This window comes from Agrobacterium sp. GD03872, from assembly GCF_029840625.1.
In the GTDB taxonomy this organism is placed as follows: Bacteria; Pseudomonadota; Alphaproteobacteria; order Rhizobiales; family Rhizobiaceae; genus Agrobacterium; species Agrobacterium fabrum_A.
Window position 1 is genome coordinate 182,202 of the sequence record NZ_JAOCCY010000005.1, and the last position, 18,484, is coordinate 200,685.

14 protein-coding genes and 2 riboswitches are annotated in these 18,484 nt (G+C 59.6%); of the genes, 4 read left to right on the plus strand and 10 right to left on the minus strand.

All coding sequences use genetic code 11. The features are described 5' to 3' along the window. Positions 1-25: 25 nt before the first annotated feature. A riboswitch (TPP riboswitch) is annotated at positions 26-136 on the minus strand. A 45-nt stretch (positions 137-181) separates the two neighbouring features. The 3 genes from N5D22_RS14755 to N5D22_RS14765 form a co-directional block, all read right to left on the minus strand. Then, positions 182-574 carry a VOC family protein gene (locus N5D22_RS14755; RefSeq protein WP_279656593.1) on the minus strand — a complete coding sequence of 131 codons (393 nt, stop codon included), beginning with the start codon at positions 572-574 and terminating at the stop codon, positions 182-184. Positions 575-665: 91 nt separating this feature from the next. Next, on the minus strand, positions 666-2,492 hold the full coding sequence (locus N5D22_RS14760) for an ABC-F family ATP-binding cassette domain-containing protein (RefSeq protein WP_279656592.1): 1,827 nt from the start codon (positions 2,490-2,492) through the stop codon (positions 666-668). Between the two features lie 4 nt (positions 2,493-2,496). Then, positions 2,497-3,150: a thiamine diphosphokinase gene (locus N5D22_RS14765; protein WP_279656591.1), complete on the minus strand. Its 654-nt coding sequence runs from the start codon at positions 3,148-3,150 to the stop codon at positions 2,497-2,499. 89 nt (positions 3,151-3,239) lie between these two features. Beyond that, positions 3,240-3,316, plus strand: a riboswitch (SAM riboswitch). Between the two features lie 84 nt (positions 3,317-3,400). On the opposite strand from N5D22_RS14765, the gene metA reads away from it, so the two are divergent. Next, the gene (metA, locus tag N5D22_RS14770; RefSeq protein ID WP_279656590.1) at positions 3,401-4,327 is read left to right on the plus strand and encodes a homoserine O-succinyltransferase; all 927 of its coding nucleotides are present in this window, start codon (positions 3,401-3,403) and stop codon (positions 4,325-4,327) included. A gap of 141 nt (positions 4,328-4,468) precedes the next feature. Next, positions 4,469-5,488 carry a galactose mutarotase gene (locus tag N5D22_RS14775; RefSeq protein WP_279656589.1) on the plus strand — a complete coding sequence of 340 codons (1,020 nt, stop codon included), beginning with the start codon at positions 4,469-4,471 and terminating at the stop codon, positions 5,486-5,488. A gap of 13 nt (positions 5,489-5,501) precedes the next feature. Here the strand turns inward: N5D22_RS14775 and mtgA are convergent, their stop codons facing one another. Further along, complete coding sequence (mtgA, locus tag N5D22_RS14780) at positions 5,502-6,248, minus strand: monofunctional biosynthetic peptidoglycan transglycosylase (protein ID WP_279656588.1); 747 nt, start codon at positions 6,246-6,248, stop codon at positions 5,502-5,504. Between the two features lie 136 nt (positions 6,249-6,384). Between mtgA and N5D22_RS14785 the strand changes: the two genes are divergently transcribed. After that, positions 6,385-7,299: a farnesyl diphosphate synthase gene (locus tag N5D22_RS14785; RefSeq protein WP_279656587.1), complete on the plus strand. Its 915-nt coding sequence runs from the start codon at positions 6,385-6,387 to the stop codon at positions 7,297-7,299. Positions 7,300-7,330: 31 nt separating this feature from the next. Here the strand turns inward: N5D22_RS14785 and N5D22_RS14790 are convergent, their stop codons facing one another. The 6 genes from N5D22_RS14790 to N5D22_RS14815 all read right to left on the minus strand — a co-directional run bounded on the left by N5D22_RS14790 (position 7,331) and on the right by N5D22_RS14815 (position 15,866). Continuing rightward, complete coding sequence (locus N5D22_RS14790) at positions 7,331-7,993, minus strand: OmpA family protein (protein ID WP_279656586.1); 663 nt, start codon at positions 7,991-7,993, stop codon at positions 7,331-7,333. A 66-nt stretch (positions 7,994-8,059) separates the two neighbouring features. After that, positions 8,060-9,310 (minus strand): flavodoxin-dependent (E)-4-hydroxy-3-methylbut-2-enyl-diphosphate synthase, encoded by a 1,251-nt coding sequence (gene ispG, locus N5D22_RS14795; RefSeq protein ID WP_279656585.1) that lies wholly within the window; start codon positions 9,308-9,310, stop codon positions 8,060-8,062. Between the two features lie 120 nt (positions 9,311-9,430). Beyond that, on the minus strand, positions 9,431-10,621 hold the full coding sequence (locus N5D22_RS14800) for an MFS transporter (RefSeq protein WP_279656584.1): 1,191 nt from the start codon (positions 10,619-10,621) through the stop codon (positions 9,431-9,433). A gap of 12 nt (positions 10,622-10,633) precedes the next feature. Then, positions 10,634-11,434: a DeoR/GlpR family DNA-binding transcription regulator gene (locus tag N5D22_RS14805; RefSeq protein WP_279656583.1), complete on the minus strand. Its 801-nt coding sequence runs from the start codon at positions 11,432-11,434 to the stop codon at positions 10,634-10,636. A 126-nt stretch (positions 11,435-11,560) separates the two neighbouring features. Continuing rightward, positions 11,561-15,022, minus strand: a complete 3,462-nt coding sequence (pyc, locus tag N5D22_RS14810; RefSeq protein WP_279656582.1) for a pyruvate carboxylase — start codon at positions 15,020-15,022, stop codon at positions 11,561-11,563. A gap of 106 nt (positions 15,023-15,128) precedes the next feature. Beyond that, on the minus strand, positions 15,129-15,866 hold the full coding sequence (locus N5D22_RS14815) for a LuxR family transcriptional regulator (protein WP_279703366.1): 738 nt from the start codon (positions 15,864-15,866) through the stop codon (positions 15,129-15,131). 336 nt (positions 15,867-16,202) lie between these two features. Here N5D22_RS14815 and N5D22_RS14820 point away from each other — a divergent pair, with 336 nt between their 5' ends. Continuing rightward, positions 16,203-17,972 (plus strand): glucan ABC transporter ATP-binding protein/ permease, encoded by a 1,770-nt coding sequence (locus N5D22_RS14820; protein WP_279656580.1) that lies wholly within the window; start codon positions 16,203-16,205, stop codon positions 17,970-17,972. Positions 17,973-18,484 lie beyond the last annotated feature (512 nt).

An 18,484-nucleotide genomic window follows, 5' to 3' on the forward strand; every position in this document is an offset into this window, starting at 1 on the left:
ACAACAAAAAGGGAAATAGCCGCCTGTCCGAAAGCCGTCTAATCCCTCCGCCGGTATGAACCGGATCAGGTTCTTCGGGTTGGCAAGCCTCTCAGCCTTTTGCACGAAAGCACAAAAGACACCCCGTTAGATCATGATGATGATGTAGTCCCGTCGTCTCTGCTTGGCAAGATGGCCGGGATCAGCCCTGCCCCGTCATGTGCACCAGTTCCCAGACGTGCCCGTCGGGATCCTGAAAACTGCCGGCATACATGAAGCCATGGTCCTGAACCGGTTTCCAGCCGTTGCCGCCAGATGCAAGCGCGGTTGCGATCATCCGGTCGATTTCCTCGCGGCTTCCGGCGGAAAGACAGGTCAGAACCTCGGTGCTGCTCTTGGCGTCAGCGATATCCCCATTGATGAAATCGCGAAAACGCTCTTCCTGGAGCAACATCACGAAGATGTTCTCCTCAACGATCATGCAGAGCGTGCGGTCATCCGAATATTCCGGATTGAAGCTGAAACCGAGAGCCGTGAAGAAGTTTCTCGATGTCTCGATATTCTTGACCGGCAGATTGACGAAAATCATGCGCATTTTCAGAACTCCTCCGACAACGCCGGCATAGAACGGCAATTCCGCCTGTCTGTCAAAGACTAGGGAAGGATCGCATTGCGACCGACCGCCTTCAGCCCTCCAGTTCCTCGCGCAGCATCTCCAGTTCCAGCCATTCCTCTTCCATGCGCTCCAGCTTTTCGCGCAGCTTCGCCATCTCCTGCGCCAATGTGTTGAAGGCGGCCGGGTCCTTGGTAAAGAGCTGAGGATCGGCCATGCGCTGCTCCCGTTTTGCGATTTCGCCCTGGGCCTTTTCCATTTCCTTCGGCAGATTTTCGAGCGCGAATTTCTGCTTGAAAGAAAGCTTGCCTTTAGCCTTCGAAGGATCCTGCGACGCAGAAACGGAAGGTGCGGCCTTTGCCTTTTCCTGTTTCTCAGCCCTGCGTTTTTCTTCGGCGGCGCCCTTGCGCTGCGCCATCATGTCCGAATAACCGCCGGCATATTCGATCCAGCGTCCATCGGGCTCATCGGGATTAACGGGCGCGATGGTGGACGTGACGGTGCGGTCGAGGAAATCGCGATCGTGGCTGACCAGAATGACTGTGCCGGAAAAGCCCGCAACGATTTCCTGCAACAGGTCGAGCGTTTCGATATCGAGATCGTTGGTCGGCTCGTCGAGGATCAGAAGATTGGTCGGCCGCGCCAGGATGCGCGCCAGAATAAGACGGGCGCGCTCGCCGCCGGAAAGGTTGCGGATCGGCGTGCGGGCCTGTTCCGGCTGGAACAGGAAATCCTTCATATAGCCCGTCACATGTTTCAATTCGCCATTGACCAGCAGATTCTCGCCGCGGCCATCGGTCAGATAATGCGCGAGCGTATCGTTGGGATTGAGATCCTCGCGTTTCTGGTCAAGCGTCGCGATCTCCAGATTGGTGCCGAGCTTCACAGTGCCGCTATCGGGCTCAAGCTGGCCTGTGAGCATCTTCAGAAGCGTGGTTTTGCCGGCGCCGTTCGGGCCGACGAAACCGATGCAATCGCCGCGATGGACGCGCAGCGAAAACGGCGCGACGATCACGCGCTCGCCATAAGACTTGGTGATGGCATCGGCCTCGATGACCAGCTTGCCGGATTCCCGCCCTTCGGTGGCGGTCGCCTGCACCGTACCCTGCGGCCCCTTATGGCCGCGATATTCCGCACGCATGGCCTGAAGCTCGCCGACGCGGCGCATGTTGCGCTTGCGTCTTGCGGTCACGCCATAACGCATCCAGTGTTCTTCGCGCTCGATGGCCTTGCCGAGCTTGTGCTGCTCCAGCTCTTCCTCTTCCAGCACCTTGTCTCGCCATTCCTCGAAATGGGCAAAACCGCGATTGAGACGGCGCGACTGGCCACGATCCAGCCATACGGTCGAGGTCGAGACCTTTTCGAGAAAACGCCGGTCGTGCGAAATCAGCACCAGTGCGCTGCGCGTCTGCTGCAGCTCGCTTTCAAGCCATTCGATGGTGGGCAGATCCAGATGGTTGGTCGGTTCGTCCAGCATCAGAATATCGGGCTCCGGCGCCATCACGCGGGCAAGGGCCGCGCGGCGCGCTTCACCGCCGGAAAGGCTCACCGGATTTTCCTGTCCCGTCAGCCCGAGGTGCTCGAGAAGATAGGTGACACGATAGGGATCGTCACCCGGCCCCAGCCCCGCCTCGGCATAGGCCTGAACCGTGTCGTAACCGGCAAAATCCGGCGCCTGTTCCAGATAACGGATGGTGGCGGCGGGATGACGGAAAACCTCGCCCGACTGCGCCTCGACGAGACCGGCGGCGATCTTCATCAGCGTCGACTTGCCCGAACCGTTGCGCCCGACGAGACAGATGCGGTCGCCCGGCTCCACCTGGAGATTGGCTCCATCGAGCAGCGGGGTCACGCCGAAGGTCAGCTTGATGTCATCGAGTTTCAAAATTGGGGGTGCCAAGGCGTCAGGCTCCGGTCAGATCATAGGGGCGGGCGAGCACGATGGCTTTTCCGCTTTTCAGCGAGAAATGCACGGGGCCGCCATTCACGACATTGGAAATAGTGCGGGAGGAGCCGAAAGCAAGCGCGAAATCCTTGAGCGGATAACGCACATTGCCGATATCGAGCCCCTCAAGGGCGGTGAACCCGGCAACCGAAAACAGCGAGCCAGCCGGCAGGTCGACATTGAGTGAGCCGGGAAGCAGCGGCTGCGCTTCCTCTTCACCGGAGGTCAGCGTTATATCGAGACCGCGTTCCGCAAGCGCCACCGCATAAAGCAGGTGCTGAAGCGCATGGTCGCTTCGAGCCCCGCCGAGAGCACCCACCAATATCAGCGTATGCGCGCCGCGGGAAAGAGCCTCCGAGACAGCGATTTCACCGTCCGTCACGGCCTTTGCTGCTGGATAGGGTTGCCGCGTCACATCGGGCCAGGCGTTGAGCAGCTCTTCGCTGGCGGAATCGAAATCCCCCACCCAAAGCTCCGGCCTGAGACCGAGCGGCGCTGCATGGCGCATGCCGCCATCGGCCGCGATCACGCGGCTGTTCGCGACCGCTGCCTTCAGACGATCGGTCACCGTGACATCGCCGCCAAGAAGAATGGTGAAGCGCTCTTTATCCATGCCCTGCCTTATCGCACCTCGGCCAAAAATGGAAAGCCGAAAGCCGATGAAATCGGCCTATATTGATTTTCGCCGGCTTCGGGATTATGAAACGCCTCAGTGGTGATTTGCCGACCGGCTTGCAGCCACTTTAAAGAAGTCGCTAAAGGGTCGAGGAAAAAGGCAATTTCCTGGGACCGGCCGCGATTTCGCTGCCGGTTTTTTTTGTTTTCGCAACGTTCTTTACGTGATCCGGAAAAGAGAGTTCGACATGCCGATCAAGATTCCCGATACGCTTCCCGCCTTTGAGACCCTCGTTCATGAGGGTGTGCGGGTCATGACCGAAACGGCTGCTATCCGGCAGGATATCCGCCCGCTCCAGATCGGGCTTCTCAACCTCATGCCGAACAAGATCAAGACGGAAATCCAGATGGCGCGCCTCGTTGGCGCTTCACCGCTGCAGGTGGAATTGTCGCTCATCCGCATCGGCGGCCACCGCGCCAAGAACACGCCGGAAGAACATCTGCTCTCCTTCTATGAGACCTGGGAGGAAGTGCGCCACCGCAAGTTCGACGGTTTCATCATCACCGGCGCGCCCATCGAATTGCTGGACTATGAGGACGTGACCTACTGGAACGAGATGCAGAAGATTTTCGAGTGGACGCAAACCAACGTCCATTCGACATTGAACGTCTGCTGGGGCGCGATGGCCGCCATCTACCACTTCCACGGGGTGCCGAAATACGAACTGAAGGAAAAGGCGTTCGGTGTCTATCGCCACCGCAATCTCTGCCCTTCGTCGATCTATCTCAACGGCTTTTCGGACGATTTCCAGGTTCCCGTCTCACGCTGGACGGAAGTGCGCCGCGCCGATATCGAAAAACGTCCCGAACTCGAAATCCTGATGGAATCAGAGGAAATGGGCGTGTGCCTGGTGCATGAGAAGGCTGGCAACCGGCTCTATATGTTCAACCATGTCGAATATGATTCGACCTCGCTTTCCGACGAATATTTTCGCGACGTGCATGCCGGCGTGCCGATCAAGCTGCCGCATGATTATTTTCCCCATAACGACCCGGAACTTGCCCCGCTCAACCGCTGGCGCAGCCACGCCCACCTGTTCTTCGGAAACTGGATCAACGAGATATACCAGACGACGCCCTACGACCTCGAATCCATCGGGCAACTGGCCGCGTAAAGCGCGTTGTCTTAAGCATGTCTTTGCCCCACAAACCGCGGGACATTTTCGGGAGACATGCTTTGAATTGCGGGATTGCGAATTGCCGGAAAATGACGCAACGTCCGCCCGGCAATTCACGACACCAGGGAGAATGATGAGATGAGCGACGGTGCGGCACGGGAGAATTTCGGTTTCACGGCAACCGGCGAAAAGGTCGAACGCGTCACCATCTCCAAAGGCGGTTTGACGGCGAAAGTCATCACCTGGGGCGCCGTCATTCAGGATCTGCGCCTTGAGGGCCATCAACCGCCGCTGGTGCTCGGCTTCGATAAATTCGAGGATTACAAATATTCCTCCTATTTCGGCGCCACCCCCGGCCGCAACGCCAACCGTGTCGGCAACGGCCGGTTCTCCATCGACGGACACGAATACCAGCTGGAGCTCAACGAAAAAGGCGTCACCCATCTGCATGGCGGCAGCGACGGCATGGGCAAGCGCAACTGGATGCTGATGGAACATGGCGAAAGCCATGCGGTTCTGCAGATCATCGATCCCGATGGCCGCGCCGGTTATCCCGGCAATTGCACGGTCACGGCCACCTATACGATCCGCGATGGCGGTGTGCTTTCGGTGGTCTATGAAACGGTGACCGACAGGCCGACCATCGCCAATGTCTGCCAGCACTCCTATTTCAACCTCGACGGCGCGGATACCGCACTCGGCCATGAGATCAGCATCGCCGCCGACTTTTACCTGCCGACGAACGAGCAGCAGATACCGACCGGCGAAATCCGCTCCGTCGATGGCACCGTCTTCGACCTGCGCCGGCCGACGCCGATGCGGCGCAAGGAGAATGGCGAGCAGGTCCTCTACGACCATAATTTCTGCCTGTCGCCCGAGCGCCGCGCCAAGCGCAAGGTCGCCCGCGCCTATTCACCGGCCTCGGACATCGCCCTTGACGTTCACACCACGGAACCCGGCGTGCAATTCTATTCGGCCTTCAAGCTGAACGTTCCCGTTCCCGGCCTCGATGGCCGCCATTATGGTCCCTTTGCCGGCTTCTGCCTGGAAACGCAGATATGGCCGGATGCCGTCAATCATCCCGATTTCCCGCACGCTGTCCTGAGGCCGGGTGAAATCCTGCGTCAGGAAACCGATTATATTTTCAAGAAAGGCTGAGTGACTGGAAGGATCAGTCCAGCACGCAACCGACATAAGCGCCCGAGGCCCGGGCACGTCGCTCGATAAGGGCGGCCAGCCGTTGCAGGCCACGCCCCGGCTTGCTGGCGACACGGTCGATGGGATTGGGCAGAGAGACTGCCAGCAGCGCGGCCTGACGCGAACTCAGCTTTGCGGCCGGTACCTTGAAATAATGCTGCGCAGCGGCCTCGATGCCGTAAATGCCCGGCCCCCATTCGGCAACGTTGAGATAAATCTCCATCATCCGCTTTTTGGACCAGACGAAATCGGCCGCAATCGCCAGCGGCAATTCGAGTCCTTTGCGCAGAAAAGAGCGGCCGTTCCATAAAAACAGGTTTTTTGCCGTCTGCATCGGAATGGTGCTGGCGCCACGGGTGGAAGCACCATCGAGTGCATTGCTGACGACGGACTGCATCTGGTTCCAGTCTACTCCGCCATGGAAACAGAATTGCCCGTCCTCGGACATCATCACGGATTGCACGAGGCGCGGCGAAATATCCTCAAGCGGCACCCAGCGCCTGTCGTAGCCCTGCAGGGTGACCAGATCAGCAAGCATCAGCGTCGAGACAGGGCGGATGAATGGCAGCGCATAAACGGGAATCAGCAGGTAAGGCAGGATCAGCAGTGCCAGCAAGGTCATAATGATGCGCTTTGCCAACCTGCGAAAATCCACCTTTCGACTGCTCCGGTCCTCCGCCAGCACGGCGTAATCTGCGTCGCTTTCAGGCGTACTGCTCAATATCCGTCTCAGCCCCGCGCCAGTTAAAGCCTTTCATAGTCCATTGCCGTCTTCAAGGCGAGTCCGGTCACACTCTCGCAGCTCTGGAATCACGAAAAGGTTGCTTGACCCGACGCGGCATGCCAAAGAGCGCGGCATGGACGCTGCGATGACAAATTTCGAAACGAGGCTGCGCGAAAACGCAGCCAAAACCGAAGCCCTGCTTGGCCGCCTGCTTTCCGGCGAAGCCCGCGCGGACGAGATCACGCGCCCGCAGAACCTGCTCGACGCCATGCGCCACGGCGTGCTGAATGGCGGCAAACGCCTGAGGCCGTTCCTCGTTATCGAGAGCGCCGCGCTGCTGAATGGAAATGCCGAAGCCGCCCTTTATGTCGGCGCGGCGCTGGAATGCCTGCATTGTTATTCGCTTGTCCATGATGATCTGCCTGCTATGGACGACGACGACCTGCGCCGCGGCCAACCGACCGTGCATCGCAAGTTCGATGAGGCAACCGCCATCCTCGCAGGCGACAGTCTGCTAACGCTCGCTTTCGACATCATTGCCTCGAATGACAATCCGCTTGCTGCCGAGCGCAAGGCCTTGCTCGTGCTTTCGCTTGCCCGCGCAGCCGGAATTGGCGGCATGGCCGGTGGGCAGGCGCTTGATCTTGCAGCGGAAAAGCAGGCTCCGGACGAAGCCGGTATCATTACATTGCAGGCTATGAAAACCGGGGCGCTGCTGCGTTTCGCCTGCGAAGCGGGCGCGATCCTTGCCGGCAGCGATGTTTCCGAAAGGCAAAGGCTGCGCCTCTTCGGCGAAAAGATCGGCCTCGCCTTCCAGCTGGCTGACGATCTTCTGGACCTGACCGCCGATGCCGCCACCATGGGCAAGGCGACCGGCAAGGACGCCGCTCGCGGCAAGGGCACACTGGTGGCGTTGCGCGGCGAAAACTGGGCGCGCCGCAAACTGCAGGAGCAGGTGGCCGAGGCCACCGAACTGCTGGCCCCTTATGGCGAAAAGGCCGCGATTCTCATCGCGGCCGCCAGATTCATCGCTGAACGAAAAAGCTGAGCCGGTTTCCCGGCCAGCTCTTTCTACCCAATCAGCCCTTGAGCGGCGAAATCAGCACTTCAACGCGACGGTTCTGAGCGCGACCGTCAGGCGTTGCATTCGAGGCGATCGGCTGCGACGGGCCGAAGCCGAGCGTCGAAATACGGCGCTGATCGACGCCGCGCGCACCGAGATAGTTGGCGACGGAGGCGGCACGACGTTCCGAAAGGCCCTGATTGTAACCGGCGCTGCCGGTGGAATCAGTGTGGCCGTTGATGTCGATCAGCGTGCGGTTGAACTTGTTCAGCACGATGCCGACGGAATCGAGCGTCTGATAGAAGGGCGGAATGACCTGATCCTGGTCCGTCGCGAAGGTGATGTTCGACGGCATGTTGAGAACGATGCTGTCGCCGCGGCGGGTGACCGAAACGCCCGTACCCTGAAGCTGGGCGCGAAGCTCGGCTTCCTGGCCATCCATGTAGTTGCCGATGGCGCCGCCGGCGAGCGCGCCGATGCCGGCGCCGATAAGCGCGGCATTACGGCGGCCGGTCGGCGAACCGCCGACAGCCAGACCGCCCAGAGCACCGACCACGGCGCCGATGCCGGCGCCGCCGGCCGTGTTCGACATCTTCTGCTCACCCGTATAGGGATCGGTGGTGGTGCAGGCAGAAAGATAGGTCCCGCAAAGGGCGACGATCGCGATTTTTTTGATCATGTGTTTTGATGCTCCGAGAGGTTCAGGAGGTATGACAGTGGAATTCCGGCCTTTTCACGGTACTCTTTACTCCGCCGCATCTTTCCGGCCAAAACGCTTTTCGATGTAATCGATCACAAGCGCTTCAAAATCGGCAGCGATATTGGGGCCACGCAGGGTGAGCGCTTTTTCGCCATCGATAAAGACGGGGGCTGCCGGGCTTTCGCCGGTTCCGGGCAGGGAAATGCCGATATCGGCATGTTTGCTTTCGCCGGGGCCGTTAACGATGCAGCCCATGACGGCGACATTGAGCGCCTCGACGCCGGGATATTTCTCACGCCAGACCGGCATGTTCTTGCGAATATCGTTCTGGATATTCTGGGCAAGTTCCTGAAAGACGGTGGACGTGGTGCGCCCACAGCCGGGACATGCCGCTACGACCGGAATGAACTGACGGAAACCCATGACCTGCAAGAGTTCCTGCGCCACCTGCACCTCCCGGGTGCGGTCGCCATTCGGCTCCGGCGTCAGCGAAACACGGATCGTATCGCCAATGCCGTGCTGCAGCACATAACCCATGGCCGCTGACGAGGCGACGATACCCTTCGAGCCCATACCCGCCTCGGTGAGACCGAGATGCAGGGCGTGGTCGGAGCGTTCCGACAGCATCGAATAAACGGCGATCAGGTCCTGCACCTGGCTGACCTTGGCGGAAAGGATGATGCGGTTGCGCGGCAGGCCGATCTCTTCGGCGAGCTCGGCGGAAATCAACGCCGACTGGACGATCGCTTCGCGGGTGACCTGACGGGCGGAGAGCGGGAAACCCTCCTCCTTGTTCTTGTCCATCAGCGTGGTCAACAGTTCCTGGTCGAGCGATCCCCAGTTGACGCCGATGCGCACGGGCTTGTCATAACGGATCGCCATTTCGACGATCTCGCCGAACTGCTTGTCCTTCTTGTCCTTGAAACCGACATTGCCCGGATTGATGCGGTACTTCGCAAGAGCCTCGGCACAGGCCGGATGATCGGCCAGAAGCTTGTGGCCGATATAGTGGAAATCGCCTATCAACGGCACGTCCATGCCCAGACGCAGCAGCCGCTCACGAATTTTCGGCACGGCTGCGGCACTCTCGTCCCGGTCGACGGTGATGCGCACCATTTCCGAACCGGCTTTGAACAGCGCCGCCACCTGCTGCACCGTGGCGTCGATATCCGCCGTGTCGGTATTGGTCATGGATTGCACGACGACAGGCGCGCCGCCACCGACGATGACGCCGCCCACGTCGACGGCGACGGATGCGCGGCGGGGCTTTGGATCATAATCGGCGTGTGACGTCATGGCGGTCTCTGGAGCTTGCGGCAAGGTCTGGCAATTGAGGTGAAACAAGGGGGCCTGCTTGTCAACACCCAACGCATAAGAGCTTCTACTTTACCGCAATCATGGCAAAATTCGAGACGCCTATTCCTTGCCCGCACCATCCGCATGCCGGGCGAGCCGCGAAAGCAGCAAAACCACCACATGCAGCAAAGGCAGCGCGAGAAACACGCTGGCAAGGCCGGTATGTTCTGCAATGAAGCCGATGGCCGAGGGCGCTACCAGAATGCCGGAATAACCCATGGTGGTGACGACCGACAGGCCGATGCCGGGCGCCAGTCCGGGCATATTGCCCGCCGCCGAAAAGGCGATCGGCACCATGTTGGAGATACCGATGCCGGCAATGGCGAAACCGATGATCACGAAAGTGGAATTTCCCGCAAGGCCGGCAATCAGAAGACCGGTGATCGACATGACCGAGCAAAAACGCAGGGTTCGGACGGCCCCGAACCTGTCGCGCACCAGATCGCCGGCAAAGCGCATGATCGCCATGGTCATGGAAAATGCCGCGAAGGCGAAACCGGACTGAGATACGGAAGCACCGAGTTCGTTGCGCAGATAAAGAGCACCCCAATCGAGGATCGCACCTTCCGGAACCATTGAAAACAACGCCATCAGGCCGATGATCCATGGCAGGGGCGTCAGCGGCAAGCCGCCTTTCGGGCGCTCCGCCTCGGCATGCGGACGATCCGCAAGAACGCGCGGCCAGGCAATAACCAAGAGGATAAGGGCGATAATTGTCAACGCGATCGCATGGCCCTGGACGCCGATTGCCGTGATGAGGTAACCGCCAAGACCCGCGCCGATCAGGCCACCGAGGCTCCAGAAGGCGTGGCAAGACGACATGATCGCGCGGCGCATGTCGCGCTCGACCGCCACGGCATTGGCGTTCATGGCGACATCCATCGCCCCCGTCAGCCCGCCGAACAGGAAAACCGCCATCACGCCCGCCCATACCGTGCCCGCCCAGGAGATGAAAAGCAGCGTCGGCAAAAAGATCGCGGCAGTGACGAGGCTGACCGTGCGCGAGCCAAAACGGGCGATCTGCGAACCGGCGATCGGCATGAAAACCAGCGAACCGATACCAAAAACCAGAATGATCAGGCCGAGCGCACTTTCACTGAGCGATAAGCGTGCCGCAAACTCCGGAATCTTCGGAGCCCATGACCCCATCATGAAACCATTCATCAGAAACAGCAGGGAAACGCCCAGCCTGTGCCGCGTCAGATAGGATGAGCGTGCGCCTGTCGGCGAAAATGTCGTGGGGCCATTCATCGGCAATATCCTTCAGACTTGACCATGAGAAAACTGAACGGCGTCATCTTCGCCGCAATGAACCTGTACGCCTTTTGCCGACAGCGCCTCGACCAATGCGTGATCGGCGTCCTGTTCCAGCACGAGGGAAAGAGGCGGGGAAAAATCATGCACGTGGAAAGCAGCCTTATGGCCGAGCTTTTCCGTGGTAATCGCGGCGATGATCCGCTGGCTTGCGCTGCATGCGAGCCGCTTAAACACGGCGTCTTCGAAAACATCCGCCGACAGACCCGTCTCGACCGCAACGCCGCAGACACCGAGAATACAGAGATCGGGCCGCATCAACTCGAGCTGCCGCAGCGCCATGGCGTCGATCGCAGCACCTACCGCTGGATCGACCTTGCCGCCGATCAGCACCAGATCGATATCGGCCCGTCCCGTCAGTTCGGCGGCAATGGCCGGCGTATTCGTCACCACCGTGAGACTGAGACCCGCAGGGAGCGCCCTTGCAATGGCGAGATTGGTGGAACCGGCATCAATGAAGACAACCATGCCCGGTTCAAACAGCGGAACGACAGTGCGCGCCAGCATGGCCTTGCGGTCGGCATCCTCGGCAATCCGCGTTTTTAGCGGCACCGTCGTGCTGTCGGAAAGCAGCGCGCCGCCGTAAACGCGCAGGCATTCCCCGCGCGCCGCCATCTCGCGCAGGTCGCGGCGCACCGTATCTTCGGAAACCCCGAAGTTCTGGGCCAGATCCTGCGCCAATACACGACCGCTCTGCCGCAACTGCGCAAGGATAAGCGCCTGCCGCTCACTGACGAAATGATCACTCATGGGGACTCATGCATAAACAGGAATAAACGTGCATGAACATGCATATTCGAGTTTTTGCCGAAGCGCAATAAAAAACGCCCGCCTTTCGGCGGGCGTCTGTCACTCTGTCCAAGGGCCTATATGCGCTTATTCCGCGTAAGCGATCAGCAAATCCTTCGCGTCGATCTGGTCACCGGGGCGCACGAGAACTTCAGCGATCTTGCCGTCACGTTCGGCGTGCAGCGCGGTTTCCATCTTCATGGCCTCGATGGACAGCAGCACGTCGCCCGCCTTGACCTCCTGGCCCTGATTGACGAAGACGCGACTGATGACACCTGGCATCGGCGCGCCGATATGGACGGCATTGCCGGGTTCTGCCTTGCGGCGCGCGGCAGAACCGGAAGCGCCATGGGCACGATCCGGCACCTTGATGCGGCGGGGCTGGCCGTTGATCTCAAAGAACACCGTCACCATGCCCTTATCGTCAGTGCCGGAGGAGGCCTGATTGACGATAACAAGCGTCTTGCCACGCTCAATATCGGCAAACAGTTCCTCGCCATCTTCCATGCCGTAAAAATAGGCATGGGTGGGCAGCACCGAAACCGGGCCATACGTCTCAGCTGTCAGCGCAAAATCAGTGAACACCTTCGGATACATCAGATAGGACGCGAACTCGAAATCGTCGACCTTGCGCTCCAGCTTGCCCTCGATCACCTTCCGTTCGGCATCGAGATCGGCATCTTCCAGCAACGAACCGGGACGGACCGTATAGGGCGCTTCGCCCTTCAGCGCCTTTTTCTGCAGGGCTGCCGGCCAGCCGCCAGGCGACTGTCCAAGATCGCCCTTCAGCATCGACACGACCGATTCCGGGAAAGACACTTCACGATCGGGGTTTTCAACGTCGGCCACCGTCAGATCCTGGCTGACCATCATCAGCGCCATGTCACCGACAACCTTGGAAGACGGCGTCACCTTGACGATATCGCCGAACATGCGGTTGGCGTCGGCATAGGCCTGAGCCACCTCGTGCCAGCGGCTTTCGAGACCCAGCGAACGAGCCTGTTCCTTGAGGTTGGTGAACTGGCCTCCCGGCATTTCGTGCAGATAGACTTCCGAGGCCGGTCCCTTGAGATCGCTCTCGAAGGCGGCATACTGGTTGCGCACAGCCTCCCAGTAGAAGGAAATGCGGCGGATCCATTCGGTATCGAGACCCGTATCGCGTTCCGATCCCGCCAGCGCCTCCACGATCGAGCCGAGGCATGGCTGCGACGTATTGCCGGAGAAGGCGTCCATTGCAGCATCGACAGCGTCGACACCGGCATCCACGGCCGCAAGAACGGTCGCGGCGGAAATGCCCGAGGTATCGTGGGTATGGAAGTGGATCGGCAGACCGGTCGCCTCACGCAGCGCCTTGAACAGAACCCTGGCGGCGGCCGGTTTCAACAGGCCCGCCATGTCCTTGACGGCGATGATATGAGCTCCGGCCTTTTCAAGCTCGGCGGCAAGGTTGGTATAATATTTGAGATCGTATTTCGGACGAGCCGAATTCAACAGATCGCCGGTATAGCAGATGGTCGCCTCGCAGAGCTTGTTCTCCTCGGCAATCGCATCCATCGAGACGCGCATATTCTCCACCCAGTTCAGGCAGTCGAAGACGCGGAAAAGATCGACCCCGCCCCTTGCAGCCTGACGAACGAAGTATTTCACGACATTATCTGGGTAATTCTTGTATCCGACGCCGTTCGCGCCACGCAGAAGCATCTGCAGCAGCAGGTTCGGCGCGCCTTCGCGAATCAGCGCCAGACGCTCCCACGGGTCTTCCGTCAGGAAGCGCATGGAAACGTCGAAGGTCGCACCGCCCCAGCATTCCAGCGAGAGAAGCTGCGGCAGCGCCTTGGCGTAAACGCTGGCGACGCGGGCAATATCATGGGTGCGAACGCGGGTGGCCAGCAGCGACTGGTGCCCGTCGCGCATGGTCGTATCGGTAACCAGAACGCGTTTTTCATTGCGCATCCAGTCCGCAAAGCCCTTCGGGCCAAGCTTGTCAAGCAACTGCTTGGTGCCATCGGGCGTCGGCGCATCGATATAAGGCACGACGGGCTTTGCCGCCTTTTCGGACGGCCTGGCTCGACCCTTGGTTTCCGGGTGGCCGTTGACGGTCACATCGGCAAGATAGGTCAGAAGCTTGGTGGCGCGGTCCTGACGCTTGACCTGCGCGAAGAGTTCCGGCGTCGAATCGATGAAGCGGGTCGTATAGGTGTTGTTGCGGAAGCTGTCGTGACCGATGATGGCTTCAAGGAAGGTAAGGTTGGTCGCAACGCCGCGGATACGGAATTCGCGCAGGGCGCGGTCCATGCGGTTGATCGCCTCATCCGGCCGCGGCGCCCAGGCCGTTACCTTGACGAGCAGCGGATCGTAGTAGCGGGTGATGACAGCGCCGGTATAGGAGGTGCCGCCATCCAGACGGATGCCGAATCCCGACGCGGAACGATAGGCGGTGATACGACCATAGTCCGGAATGAAATTATGCTCCGGATCTTCCGTCGTGATGCGGCACTGCAGCGCGTGGCCGTTGAGACGGATATCCTCCTGGCGAGGCACGCCGGATTCCGCCGTGCCGATGGCGGCGCCTTCGAGAATATGGATCTGCGCCTTGACGATATCGATACCGGTCACGACTTCGGTGACGGTATGCTCCACCTGGATGCGCGGATTGACCTCGATGAAGTAGAATTTGCCGGTATCGGCATCCATCAGATATTCGACCGTGCCGGCACCGATATAGCTGGTCGCGGCGGCGATCTTCAGGGAGTAGGCCGCAAGTTCCTGACGCTGCGCTTCGGTGAGATAGGGCGCGGGCGCACGCTCGACCACCTTTTGATTGCGGCGCTGGATCGAACAATCACGCTCGAACAGATGCACGACATTGCCATGCGTATCGCCGAGAATCTGACTTTCGACGTGGCGAGCACGCTCAACCAGCTTTTCGAGATAGACCTCGTCCTTGCCGAAAGCAGCCTTCGCCTCGCGCTTGGCTTCCGTCACCTCGCGGGCGAGATCTTCTCGTCTGCGGATGGCGCGCATGCCGCGTCCGCCGCCGCCCCAGGAGGCTTTCAGCATGACCGGATAGCCGATTTCCTCGGCCATGCGCTCCACTTCCGCCATATCGTCGGGCAGCGGATCGGTAGCTGGAACAACGGGGACGTTGACCGAGATCGCCAGATTGCGCGCGGCCACCTTGTTGCCGAGCTGGCGCATCGTATCCGCCGTCGGTCCGATGAAGGTGATGCCAGCCTTGTTGCAGGCCTCCACGAATTCGGGGCTTTCAGACAGAAGGCCGTAACCGGGATGGATCGCGTCCGCTCCGGAGAGCTTGGCTACGCGAATAACCTCCTCGATCGAAAGATAGCTCTCGATCGGTCCCATATCCTTGGCGAGATGCGGCCCCCTGCCGACCTGATAGGATTCGTCCGCCTTGAAGCGGTGCAAAGACAGCTTGTCCTCTTCCGCCCAAATCGCAACGGTTTTAATCCCAAGCTCGTTCGCTGCCCGGAAAACGCGGATCGCAATTTCGGATCGGTTGGCAACAAGTATTTTCGATATTTTCAAGACGGTCTCCCCACACGCCAAAACAAAATTTCTGCTGCACTGCGGAATTAAGCAGCAAAACCCGGTCTTGGAAAGGGCAATTCGGGAGAGAACCGTCCTGTCGCCGTTAGCTCAGCAGACCATGACGAAAAGCGAGTGCGACGGTATGCTGCCGGTTCTTGGCGTTGAAACGCCGCTGGATTCCGTTGATATACCAGTCGACCGTGTGGTTGGAGATCGATAGCTGGCGTCCGATTTCAGTGGAGGTCATGCCATCCGCCATCAGCGTCAAAACCTCCATTTCGCGCTTCGTGAGCTCGAGAGCGGAAACATCAGGCGCATTGGTGAAGCCATGAGCCTGCCCGGAAAGATCGAGCAGGCGCCAGAAGACGGCGCGGGTGGCGGCGTCCAGAAGCTCGACCTGCAAAGAGGGCAATTGCCGATCCTGGCCGCCAATGAAGACCGCGCCGATGAAACCCGCACGGCCGTGGACGGGAAAGGCGTAACCGCCCTGCAGACCGTACCGGCCGGCATCGTGAAAAAATACGCTCGCCCTTTTGCGATGCATCGCACGCGGCAGGCCCTCAAGCGCCTCCTTCCACTGAAACGGCTTGTGCACCATGCCGATCACCTTACGGACGGGATCGACGAGGTTATATTTCTTGGCCCGATAGACCTCCAGCCAGCCTTCGGGCAGATGTTGTGCGAGAACCTGACCGGTTGAGGCGAGCTCCCCGGTCATCCGTCTGCTGACGAGAAAATATTCGAAACCATATTCGCGAATGAGCATTGCAAATTCGGAGCGAACGCGGTCGGCGCTTCCTGCCTGGTAACACGCGGAGATGAAGTGAAGAATATCATGCATAAAGACACGGGGTCCGGAGCTTGGCTTGAAGGAATGACACGAGGACATGGTCCCGCGATGACGTCATGTTACTCGGGCGCCGGTCGTTTGAGATTGAACATATCGTCGTTAGCAATCCCTGAAACGAAGATGCGAAATCTTGTGACGGCAGGTCCCGGGAAACATCGGGTTGGGTTTTTTCGGTTCGCACGCGCGGTCAATCTGTTAAGCCGCCATTCAGACAGAAAGAGCGATAATTACACAAAATTCGTCGTCTCATGCAACCTTGCTAAAGTAGCATAACGTTGAGGACGAACCACAAACCGCTTGAAAAGACGCCCGGACTGGATTGAAAATTTGACCTTGTTTCAGGTTTACACACGCGCTCTGCGCTATCTGACCGTTCATAAATGGCGGGTGACGGTGGTCGTCATCGCCAACGTCATTCTTGCAGCGATCACCATCGCCGAACCGGTGCTGTTCGGCCGGATCATCGACGCCATCTCTTCCGGCACCAATGTCACGCCCATTCTCATTCTTTGGGCCGGGTTCGGTGTCTTCAACACCGTCGCTTATGTGGCTGTCGCCCGCGAGGCCGACCGGCTGGCCCATGGCCGGCGCGCTTCGCTGCTGACGGAAGCCTTCGGGCGCATCATCTCCATGCCGCTTTCCTGGCACCATCAGCGCGGTACATCCAACGCCCTGCACACCCTGCTGCGCGCTAGCGAAACGCTGTTCGGCCTCTGGCTCGAATTCATGCGCACGCATCTCGCAACCTTCGTTGCGCTGGTGCTGCTTGTGCCGACCGCCATGTCCATGGATCTCCGCCTCAGCTTCGTTCTGATCGGCCTTGGCATCGTCTACTGGTTTATCGGCAAATGGGTGATGGGCCGGACCAAGGACGGCCAGGCTTCGGTCGAAGAGCATTATCACAGCGTTTTTGCCCATGTGAGCGATTCCATCAGCAACGTCTCGGTGCTGCACAGCTACAACCGCATCGAGGCTGAAACGAAGGCGCTGAAATCCTTCACCGAAAAACTCTTGAGCGCGCAATATCCGGTGCTGGACTGGTGGGCTTTCGCGAGTGCTCTGAACCGCACGGCCTCCACCGTTTCGATGATGATCATCCTCGTCATCGGCACCGTGCTGGTGAAGAACGGTGAACTGCGCGTTGGCGATGTCATCGCCTTCATCGGTTTCGCCAACCTCCTGATCGGCCGTCTGGACCAGATGCGTCAGTTCGTGACGCAGATTTTCGAAGCCCGCGCCAAGCTCGAGGACTTCTTCGTGCTGGAGGATTCCGTCAAGGAACGGGAAGAACCGGGCGATGCCCGCGAATTGTCGAATGTCTCCGGCACCGTGGAGTTCCGCAATGTCAATTTCGGTTTCGCCAACACCAAGCAGGGGGTTCACGACGTCTCGTTCACGGCCAAAGCCGGTGAGACCATTGCGATCGTCGGACCGACCGGCGCCGGCAAGACCACGCTGATCAACCTTCTACAGCGTGTCTACGATCCCGATTCCGGCCAGATCCTGATCGATGGGACCGATATTTCGACGGTGACGAAAAATTCGCTCCGCAACTCCATCGCCACGGTGTTTCAGGATGCCGGCCTGCTGAACCGCTCCATCCGCGAAAACATCCGCCTCGGCCGGGAATCGGCAACGGATGCGGAAGTGGTGGAGGCAGCGGCGGCGGCGGCGGCGACGGACTTCATCGACAGCCGTATCAACGGCTATCTGACCCAGGTGGGTGAACGCGGCAACCGCCTGTCTGGCGGTGAGCGCCAGCGTATTGCCATCGCGCGCGCCATTTTGAAGAACGCCCCCATCCTGGTTCTCGACGAGGCGACCAGTGCACTAGACGTGGAAACCGAAGCCCGCGTGAAGGACGCCGTGGATGCGCTGAGAAAGGACCGTACGACCTTCATCATCGCCCATCGGCTGTCGACGGTCCGCGATGCCGATCTCGTGCTGTTCCTCGATCAGGGCCGGGTCATCGAGAAGGGCACCTTCGACGAATTGAGCCAGCGTGGCGGGCGTTTCACCTCGCTGCTGCGCACCAGCGGCCTGCTGACGGAGGATGAAAGCCAGCAGCAGCCCCGGCCAAAGGCCATAGCCTCCTGAGGCTTTGGCTGACGGAATGAAGACAAGGGCGGACAGCATGTTGTCCGCCCTTTTTCTTTGTGCGCCACCCGAGGATCGTGACAACAGGTCGTTATCGGAGAATTTCGGTCAAAGAACTTGCCAGCCAAAAATCAATCTGCCCGAATGGAAGGACATTTCCCAGAAAGGCGACAATACCTGCGGCGAGATTGGTCAAGAAAACTCCGAGCACGACGCCAAGCGCTATTCCAACGCTGGTCTTCCGTGGGTAACACGCCAACCAACACGACAACGCCAGGGAAAGAATGGCGAGCAACACCATCAGTGCAAGTTCTGTGAAAGATGCACGGAATTGCAAGGTACCCCCTTTCCAATCGGCCGATCACTGACAGCCGCTGTTTTTCCCGAAAAGATAAACGACAGGTTAGACCGGGCGACCCGGCACCGCGCCATCAAAGCCATCGCCGGGATGACCCTATCTCGGTGCTGCGGCAGCTTCCAGCCAATCCTGCGAAGGAGATCGGGCTTCCGTG